Annotated in this window: 11 protein-coding genes; all 11 read right to left on the reverse strand. The window is 48.6% G+C overall.

The annotated features are described in order from the left end of the window. The coding region (gene rpsC / locus BZG14_RS14395; RefSeq protein WP_077609056.1) for a 30S ribosomal protein S3 at nucleotides 1-316 on the reverse strand (316 nt) is incomplete at its 3' end. A gap of 19 nt (nucleotides 317-335) precedes the next feature. Further along, nucleotides 336-668, reverse strand: coding sequence for a 50S ribosomal protein L22 (gene rplV, locus BZG14_RS14400; RefSeq protein WP_046074794.1), 333 nt, complete (start codon nucleotides 666-668; stop codon nucleotides 336-338). A 10-nt stretch (nucleotides 669-678) separates the two neighbouring features. Then, nucleotides 679-957 carry a 30S ribosomal protein S19 gene (gene rpsS / locus BZG14_RS14405; protein WP_021024467.1) on the reverse strand — a complete coding sequence of 93 codons (279 nt, stop codon included), beginning with the start codon at nucleotides 955-957 and terminating at the stop codon, nucleotides 679-681. Between the two features lie 20 nt (nucleotides 958-977). After that, on the reverse strand, nucleotides 978-1,802 hold the full coding sequence (gene rplB / locus BZG14_RS14410) for a 50S ribosomal protein L2 (protein WP_069362265.1): 825 nt from the start codon (nucleotides 1,800-1,802) through the stop codon (nucleotides 978-980). A gap of 19 nt (nucleotides 1,803-1,821) precedes the next feature. Then, a complete protein-coding gene (rplW, locus tag BZG14_RS14415) occupies nucleotides 1,822-2,124 on the reverse strand; it encodes a 50S ribosomal protein L23 (RefSeq protein WP_021024465.1) in 303 nt (100 codons plus the stop codon). Next, on the reverse strand, nucleotides 2,121-2,723 hold the full coding sequence (rplD, locus tag BZG14_RS14420) for a 50S ribosomal protein L4 (RefSeq protein ID WP_046074792.1): 603 nt from the start codon (nucleotides 2,721-2,723) through the stop codon (nucleotides 2,121-2,123). Before rplD ends, rplW begins: the two co-directional genes overlap by 4 nt. Nucleotides 2,724-2,739: 16 nt before the next feature. Beyond that, on the reverse strand, nucleotides 2,740-3,369 hold the full coding sequence (gene rplC / locus BZG14_RS14425; protein WP_069362264.1) for a 50S ribosomal protein L3: 630 nt from the start codon (nucleotides 3,367-3,369) through the stop codon (nucleotides 2,740-2,742). Nucleotides 3,370-3,382: 13 nt separating this feature from the next. Continuing rightward, a complete protein-coding gene (gene rpsJ / locus BZG14_RS14430) occupies nucleotides 3,383-3,694 on the reverse strand; it encodes a 30S ribosomal protein S10 (RefSeq protein ID WP_002541412.1) in 312 nt (103 codons plus the stop codon). Nucleotides 3,695-4,053: 359 nt separating this feature from the next. Further along, complete coding sequence (gene bfr, locus BZG14_RS14435) at nucleotides 4,054-4,545, reverse strand: bacterioferritin (RefSeq protein ID WP_077487095.1); 492 nt, start codon at nucleotides 4,543-4,545, stop codon at nucleotides 4,054-4,056. Nucleotides 4,546-4,619: 74 nt separating this feature from the next. Continuing rightward, nucleotides 4,620-4,811 (reverse strand): bacterioferritin-associated ferredoxin, encoded by a 192-nt coding sequence (gene bfd / locus BZG14_RS14440; protein ID WP_046074828.1) that lies wholly within the window; start codon nucleotides 4,809-4,811, stop codon nucleotides 4,620-4,622. Nucleotides 4,812-4,997: 186 nt separating this feature from the next. Beyond that, a partial coding sequence (gene tuf / locus BZG14_RS14445) for an elongation factor Tu (RefSeq protein ID WP_108743572.1) occupies nucleotides 4,998-5,916 on the reverse strand: 919 nt, incomplete at its 5' end.

Consider the following 5,916-nt stretch of genomic DNA (forward strand, 5'->3'; position numbering starts at 1 on the left):
CTTCAGCGATGTTGATTTGCGCTGGTACACCGGCTAGTTTTGCAACATGAGCGCGCAGCTTCTCGACATCTTCACCTTTCTTACCGATAACCACACCAGGACGTGCCGTGTGAATAGTCACACGAACACTCTTAGCAGGACGCTCGATAACGATGCGAGAGACTGACGCTTTTTTCAGTTCATTGTTCAAGAACTGACGTACCTTAAAGTCGCCGTCTAGGTTGTCAGCGAAATCTTGGTTATTAGCAAACCAAGTGGAATTCCAAGGCTTAACAATGCCAAGACGAATACCATTAGGATGTACTTTTTGACCCATTGCTTTATCTCCTCGTCTCTTAGCGGTCTGCTACAACAACAGTGATGTGGCTAGAACGCTTCAAGATGCGATCGGCACGGCCTTTTGCACGAGGCATAATACGCTTCATGATTGGGCCTTCATCCACGAAGACTTTGGCGACGCTTAGATCGTCGATATCCGCACCTTCGTTATGCTCGGCGTTTGCAATAGCAGATTCCAACACTTTCTTAACCAGGTCAGCCGCTTTTTTGTTGCTGAAGGTCAGTAGTTCCAGTGCTTGTGCTACGTCTTTACCGCGCACTTGATCCGCAACCAAACGTGCTTTTTGAGGCGAGATACGAGCAAAGCGATGTTTAGCAATAGCTTCCATTTCTTACCCCTTAACGCTTCTTAGCTTTCTTATCAGCAGCATGGCCGCGATAAGTACGTGTTGGTGCAAACTCGCCCAGCTTGTGACCGATCATTTCTTCAGAAACGAAAACGGGTACGTGCTGACGACCATTATGGACAGCGATGGTCAATCCGATCATCTGTGGGATGATCATTGAACGACGGGACCAAGTCTTTAAAGGCTTCTTGTCACCGCTTTCCACCGCTTTCTCTACCTTCTTCAGCAAGTGCAGGTCAATAAAAGGACCTTTCTTGAGAGAACGTGGCATGGCTTATCCTCTGATAATAATTACTTGTTACGACGACGTACGATGTACTTGTCGGTACGTTTGTTCTTACGGGTCTTGAAGCCTTTAGTTGGCATACCCCATGGTGATACTGGATGACGACCACCTGAGGTACGGCCTTCACCACCACCGTGTGGGTGGTCAATCGGGTTCATTGCAACACCACGTACGCTTGGACGTGCGCCTTTCCAGCGCGCGGCACCGGCTTTACCCAGTTCGCGTAGCATGTGCTCAGAGTTACCCACTTCACCAAGAGTCGCACGACCTTCAGCAAGAACCTTACGCATTTCACCGCTGCGCAGGCGGAGTGTGACGTACGCGCCGTCACGAGCTACGATTTGCGCATAAGCACCCGCAGAACGAGCTAACTGACCACCTTTACCAGGCTTAAGCTCGATATTGTGGATAGTAGAACCCACTGGGATGTTACGCATTGGCAGGGTGTTACCTACCTTGATAGCTGAATCTGCACCAGATTGGATCTGATCACCGGCTTTTAGGCCTTTTGGTGCGATGATGTAACGACGTTCACCGTCCGAATACAGTACAAGCGCGATGTTTGCACTACGGTTCGGATCATACTCAAGACGCTCAACTTTCGCTGGGATACCGTCTTTAGTACGTTTGAAGTCAATTACACGGTAATGATGCTTGTGACCACCACCGATGTTACGCACTGTGATTCGACCGTTGTTATTGCGACCGCCTGACTTAGAGTTTTTCTCTAGCAGTGGTGCATATGGTTTACCTTTATAAAGATCATGGTTAACCACTTTAACAAGGTGACGACGACCCGGTGAAGTCGGCTTACATTTCATAATAGCCATTTGCTTTTACTCCTCCGTCTTACTCAGCGCCGCCAACGAAGTCGATGTCCTGACCTTCTTTCAAGGCAACATACGCTTTTTTCCAGTCGCTACGACGGCCTTCACGCATACCTTGACGTTTGGTCTTACCCTTAACGAGAAGAGTACGAACAGACTTCACTTCAACTTCGAACAGTTTTTCAACTGCCGCTTTGATCTCTTTTTTCGTAGCTTCTTTGGCGACTTTGAATACAACAGTGTTGTTGTTTTCAGCGGCCATCGTCGCTTTTTCAGAGATGTGCGGAGCACGCAGAACTTTTAGGATACGCTCTTCAGTGATCATGCCAGCATCTCCTCAACTTGTTTAACTGCATCAGCAGTCATCACGACTTTGTCGAAAGCGATCAAGCTAACTGGGTCGATGGTATCTGTATCGCGTACGTCAACCTTATAAAGGTTACGTGCGGCAAGGAACAGGTTCTCATCAACTTCGGCAGTGACGATCAGAGCATCGTTCAGCTCAAGCTCTTTCAGCTTAGCGACAAGCTCTTTAGTTTTTGGTGCTTCAACAGAGAAGTTATCAACAACGATCAAACGCTCTTGACGAACCAGCTCTGACAGGATGCTCTTAAGAGCACCACGGTACATCTTTTTGTTTACTTTCTGAGCATGGTCCTGAGGACGTGCTGCGAAAGTGACACCACCGCTGCGCCAGATTGGGCTGCGGATTGTACCTGCACGGGCGCGACCAGTACCCTTCTGACGCCATGGCTTAGCACCGCCACCAGATACGTCTGAACGAGTTTTCTGAGCGCGAGTACCTTGACGGGCACCAGCTGCGTATGCAACGACTACCTGGTGAACCAGGGATTCGTTGAATTCACGCCCGAAGGTAGTTTCGGAAACAGTTAGCGCGTCGGCGCCTTTGACTACCAATTCCATTACTATCTCCTCGACGTTACGCTTTAACGGCTGGTTTAACGATCACGTTGCCACCTGTCGCACCTGGGACTGCACCTTTGATAAGAAGCAGATTGCGCTCAGCGTCAACACGTACGATCTCTAGGTTTTGAGTCGTTACACGCTCAGCACCCATGTGACCTGCCATTTTTTTGCCTTTGAATACGCGACCTGGGCTCTGACATTGACCGATAGAACCAGGCGCACGGTGAGACAAAGAGTTACCGTGGCTCATGTCTTGAGTACGGAAATTCCAACGCTTAACGCCGCCTTGGAAGCCCTTACCTTTTGACGTGCCAGTAACGTCTACTTTTTTGATTTCAGCGAAAAGATCAACGTTTAGCTCAGCGCCAACTTCGAACTCTTCACCATTTTCCAGACGGAATTCCCACAAACCGCGGCCTGCTTCAACACCTGCTTTCGCAAAGTGACCAGCTTGTGCCTTGTTGACACGGCTTGCTTTCTTCTCGCCTGTAGTGATTTGAATTGCGGCATAACCGTCAACGTCAGGCTTACGCACCTGAGCAACACGGTTCGCTTCAACTTCAACTACGGTGACCGGGATAGAAACGCCATCTTCGTTGAAGATGCGAGTCATACCGACTTTACGACCGACTAGACCAATCATTATCTACTCCCCCTTAACCCAGGCTGATTTGAACATCAACGCCCGCAGCAAGGTCAAGACGCATCAGAGCGTCAACAGTTTTATCTGTTGGCTCAACGATGTCGATCAGACGTTTGTGAGTACGGATTTCGTACTGGTCACGTGCGTCTTTGTTTACGTGCGGAGAAATAAGAACGGTGAAGCGCTCTTTACGAGTAGGTAGAGGGATTGGTCCCTTAACCTGTGCGCCAGTGCGCTTAGCGGTTTCAACGATTTCCGCGGTAGACTGATCGATCAAGCGATGATCGAACGCCTTAAGGCGGATACGGATACGTTGGTTCTGCATGAGACAGAGCTCCAAATTCTAAAATATTTACACAAACAATATCGCCATTCCACCTCATTAAGACGAGGGAATGCCGATTAATTTATGTGAAACCGTAGTGCCAAAATTAGGCACATTGTCAGCCATTATTCTATGACTGCGAACATAAGCGGAGTATACATTAAACGAACAGTTTACTGTTCCATTCCTCGATGCTCATTGGTTCACAACTGCGTCGGAAGTCGCAATGACTTAAGCAGTGCCGGGCATTATACCGATGCGCGCTAGCTTTGCAAGTGTTGGTTAATAATTAGGCCCTAAAAAAGCGTGCCCACTAAGGGCACGCTGAGTGTAGGTCCACATTTTGGCCACAAAGCCTACTAGCCGTCTTTGTCACTGGCGTCTTCGATGATTTGTGCTTGGTTGTAATTGGCGATACCCACTTTATCGATCAGACCCAGCTGAGTTTCGAGCCAATCAATATGTTCTTCTTCGTCGTCGAGGATATACTGGAACAGATCTCGCGACACAAAATCGCGGATGCTTTCGGTGTAAGCAATGGCTTCTTTCAAGTCTTCGTGCGCTTGCATCTCCAGCGCAAGATCACATTCGAAGATTTCTTGCGTGTCTTCACCAATACGTAACTTACCTAAATCTTGCAGGTTGGGCGTCCCTTCTAAAAACAAGATACGCTCAATGAGCTTGTCCGCATGCTTCATCTCATCAATGGACTCTTCATACTCTTTGTCCGCGATGACTTTTAAGCCCCAGTCTTTAAGCATGCGCGCATGCAAAAAATACTGATTAATCGCAATCAGTTCGTTACCGAGTACCGTGTTGAGAAATGCTATCGATTTTGGATCGCCTTTCATGGCAAAAGCCTCCTTATGGGTTCTACTTTACAAATGTAGAACCCATAAGGAGGCTGTCAAATATTGACTGCAGGTTAACTCGCTTTTTGCAGCGTGATCAGTTGGCTCTCGTCGTAAATCACCTCTTTGGCTTGGCGTACACATTTACCACATTGCGACCCCAGAGGCGTCAGCTGGCGTAACTCACGGATACTGGTGACGCCTTGCTGACGCACCCAATGCTTAATGGTCTTATCCGATACGCTGTGGCAGATACAAACTAACATCTCAATCATCTCAAAACATGAACTATAACGAGAATAGTTCGCATTGCTTTCAGGGTAAAGACTTTTTATATAACGCTTGGTTATTGATGACTAGCTCATTTATATCAAAATATCGTCAAAGAAAGGGCAAACAAAAAGGGAGCGCAATGCGCTCCCTTTGATTGATAAGACTCAGCGTCTATCAAATTAAGCGATGATGTTAGCAACAACACCCGCGCCTACAGTACGGCCACCTTCACGGATAGCGAAACGTAGACCTTCGTCCATCGCGATAGGTGCGATCAGCTCAACAACCATCTTGATGTTGTCACCAGGCATTACCATCTCAACGCCTTCTGGAAGCTCGATAGTACCGGTTACGTCAGTAGTACGGAAGTAGAACTGTGGACGATAGCCTTTGAAGAATGGCGTATGACGGCCACCTTCGTCTTTGCCCAGCACGTAAACTTCTGACTCGAACTTAGTGTGCGGAGTGATTGAACCCGGCTTCGCCAGCACTTGGCCACGCTCAACTTCGTCACGCTTAGTACCACGCAGAAGAACACCAACGTTCTCACCCGCACGGCCTTCGTCTAGAAGCTTACGGAACATCTCAACACCGGTACAGGTGGTCTTCGCGGTCTCTTTCATGCCCACGATTTCAACGTCGTCACCTACGCTGATGATGCCTTGCTCAACACGACCGGTTACAACCGTACCACGGCCTTGGATTGAGAAGACGTCTTCGATTGGCAGGATGAACGGCTTGTCGATTGCACGCTCTGGCTCTGGGATGTAAGCATCCAGGGCTTCTGCTAGCTCAACAATCTTCTGCTCCCACTGCTCTTCACCGTTCAGGGCACCGAGCGCTGAACCTTGGATAACTGGGCAGTCGTCACCTGGGAAGTCATACTCTGAAAGTAGCTCACGGACTTCCATTTCAACCAGCTCAAGCAGCTCTTCGTCATCAACCATGTCACATTTGTTCATGAACACGATGATGTTTGGAATACCAACCTGACGGCCAAGTAGGATGTGCTCACGCGTCTGTGGCATTGGGCCATCAGTTGCCGCAACAACCAGGATACCACCGTCCATCTGCGCCGCACCGGTGATCATGTTTTTC

This window comes from Salinivibrio sp. IB282 (assembly GCF_001995685.1).
GTDB lineage: Bacteria > Pseudomonadota > Gammaproteobacteria > Enterobacterales > Vibrionaceae > Salinivibrio > Salinivibrio kushneri.

Excerpts from the sequence above, each read along its gene's own strand:
- rpsS (WP_021024467.1), bottom strand. The coding sequence starts at position 957 with ATGCCACGTTCTCTCAAGAAAGGTCCTTTTATTGACCTGCACTTGCTG.
- rplW (WP_021024465.1), bottom strand. The coding sequence starts at position 2,124 with ATGATCACTGAAGAGCGTATCCTAAAAGTTCTGCGTGCTCCGCACATC.
- bfd (WP_046074828.1), bottom strand. The coding sequence starts at position 4,811 with ATGTTAGTTTGTATCTGCCACAGCGTATCGGATAAGACCATTAAGCAT.
- rplC (WP_069362264.1), bottom strand. The coding sequence starts at position 3,369 with ATGATTGGTCTAGTCGGTCGTAAAGTCGGTATGACTCGCATCTTCAAC.
- rplD (WP_046074792.1), bottom strand. The coding sequence starts at position 2,723 with ATGGAATTGGTAGTCAAAGGCGCCGACGCGCTAACTGTTTCCGAAACT.
- rplB (WP_069362265.1), bottom strand. The coding sequence starts at position 1,802 with ATGGCTATTATGAAATGTAAGCCGACTTCACCGGGTCGTCGTCACCTT.
- bfr (WP_077487095.1), bottom strand. The coding sequence starts at position 4,545 with ATGAAAGGCGATCCAAAATCGATAGCATTTCTCAACACGGTACTCGGT.
- rplV (WP_046074794.1), bottom strand. The coding sequence starts at position 668 with ATGGAAGCTATTGCTAAACATCGCTTTGCTCGTATCTCGCCTCAAAAA.
- rpsJ (WP_002541412.1), bottom strand. The coding sequence starts at position 3,694 with ATGCAGAACCAACGTATCCGTATCCGCCTTAAGGCGTTCGATCATCGC.